Consider the following 1872-nt stretch of genomic DNA (forward strand, 5'->3'; position numbering starts at 1 on the left):
TGGGGATGGCCGCCACCGGCTGTTCGATGGTCAGGTCAAGGCTTTGACCCCCTGTCCTTGCAGTGCCTGGGTCAGCCGGACGGAGTCTCCGCTGGTCTGACACAGGTGGGCGTGATGGAGCAGTCGGTCGACGGTGGCGGTGGCCAACGTTTTGGGCATCAGCTCGTCGAATCCGCTCGGATGCAGGTTTGACGACATCGCCACCGATTTGCGCTCGTAGGCGGCTTCCACGATGCGGTAGAGGCCTTCAGCGGCATCGGTGCCCACCGGCAGCAGCCCGACGTCATCGATGACGACGAGCTCGGCGCGCACGATCTTGGCGATCGCCCTGTTCAGCGAGTCATCGGCGCGGTGTGCTCGCACCAGTACGCCGATCTGCTCGAGGGTGAACCAGGCCACCGGCATACCGGCCTCGATGACCTGTTGGCCCAGGGCTTCCAGGAAGAACGTCTTGCCGGTGCCGGCCGGGCCGCAGACCACCAGGTTTTCTCGGCGGTGCACCCATTCGAGGGTGCGCAGTGCCTGCTGGGTGGGCAGCGGGATCGACGAGGCGTTGGCGTCCCAGGCGTCGAAGGTCTTGCCGGTCGGGAACCCAGCAGCTTTGCGGCGCGATGCCAGCATGGATCGGGCTCGTCCGACGGATTCCTCGGTCAGCAGGGCTTTGATCACCTCGGTGGGGTCCCAGCGTTGACTGCGTGCGGTGGCCAGCACGTCGGCGGCGATGGCGCGGGCATGTGGTAGCCGCAACTGCCGCATCAGCGTCTCCACCTCGGCGGGCAATGTGGCAGTGGTGGTCAGCGTGGTCATGCGTGTGGCTCCTCATCGTGAGTGGTGTTGGTGCCCAACGTGTTCCAGCTGCTGGTTCCCTGGGCCAGGGACGTGTGTTCGGTGGTGCGCCCGCGGGTGGTGTCGATGCCCTTGGCCGCCAGGATGGAGTCGAGGTCTCCGGTGGCGAAACGACCGTGCACGGCGGCATGTCCGAGCGCCCAGTCCACGTCGTCGCACGGCGCCAGGGCCGACAAGGCGACGGCGTGGGCCATCTTCTGATTGATCCGCTCAGTGCCCACAGCGGCGGCCTCTTTGAGCCACATGCCGGCACCGGCACCGATCGCCAGGAACGCGTGCTCGGCGGCGGTGCCGGCCCGCAGGCGGTAGTCGCCGGGAATCTTTTCGTGGTGGTCGGGGAAGTGCGTGGCGTCGACGGCCGGATTGCCCGGTGTGGTGCGGCGGTGCCGGGCAACCTCGATGGGGCCGCCGTCATCGAGGGCGCAGATGACGACCTGATCGGTGCCGTCGTGATGACGAACCCACACCGTTTGTCCCACCAGGGCTTTGGGAACCGAGTACTGGCCGTGCTCGAAGGCGATCATGGCGCTGTTGTCGGGGACCCGGCGAGTCACCCCCAGCGCTGCGGTGTGCGGCAGCTCAGGCACCTGATGCAGCCGGGTGCGTTCCTCGGCGAGCATCTCGGCAGGAACCCGCCGGGTGGTCCGGTGCACCCGGGCGTTGACCTGCTCGGTGAACGCAGCACATGCCGCTTCGACCTCGGCGAAACTGTCGTAGCTGGCCAACAGGTTCGTCTCGGTGGGCACGATGTCGGCCTTGGCCAGCTTCACCGCGTTTTCCACTCCGCCCTTGGTGGCCGGATCAGCGGGTTGGCAGGTCAGCACCGACACCCCGTAGTAGCGGCCGAACGTGACGGCTTGGCGGTTGCGGACCGGCACCCCGGCGATATGGCCGGTGGTGACGGTCTTCTCGTTGTCGGTCTTATGTGCCCGCCCTCGTTATGTGCCGGGCCGGCCGTGGTGCCGTCAAGAAGCCCTGTGCCGCATTGGTTTGACGACTCTTCGGGTCGGCGACGGGGCGCATAAC

At 67.1% G+C, this 1872-nt stretch carries 1 protein-coding gene and 1 pseudogene; both read right to left on the bottom strand.

The window, feature by feature from the left end; all coding sequences use genetic code 11:
• Positions 1-30: 30 nt before the first annotated feature.
• A complete protein-coding gene (gene istB / locus AC2VON_RS23880) occupies positions 31-807 on the bottom strand; it encodes an IS21-like element helper ATPase IstB (RefSeq protein WP_486955072.1) in 777 nt (258 codons plus the stop codon).
• A pseudogene (locus AC2VON_RS23885) lies at positions 804-1766 on the bottom strand (Mu transposase domain-containing protein); the annotation flags it as partial. The pseudogene AC2VON_RS23885 and the gene istB, both read right to left, overlap by 4 nt.
• Positions 1767-1872 lie beyond the last annotated feature (106 nt).

The sequence above is a fragment of the Mycobacterium sp. TH-M82 genome (assembly GCF_057473605.1).

Coding starts and splice junctions, on each gene's coding strand:
- istB (WP_486955072.1), bottom strand. CDS start 807: ATGACCACGCTGACCACCACTGCCACATTGCCCGCCGAGGTGGAGACG.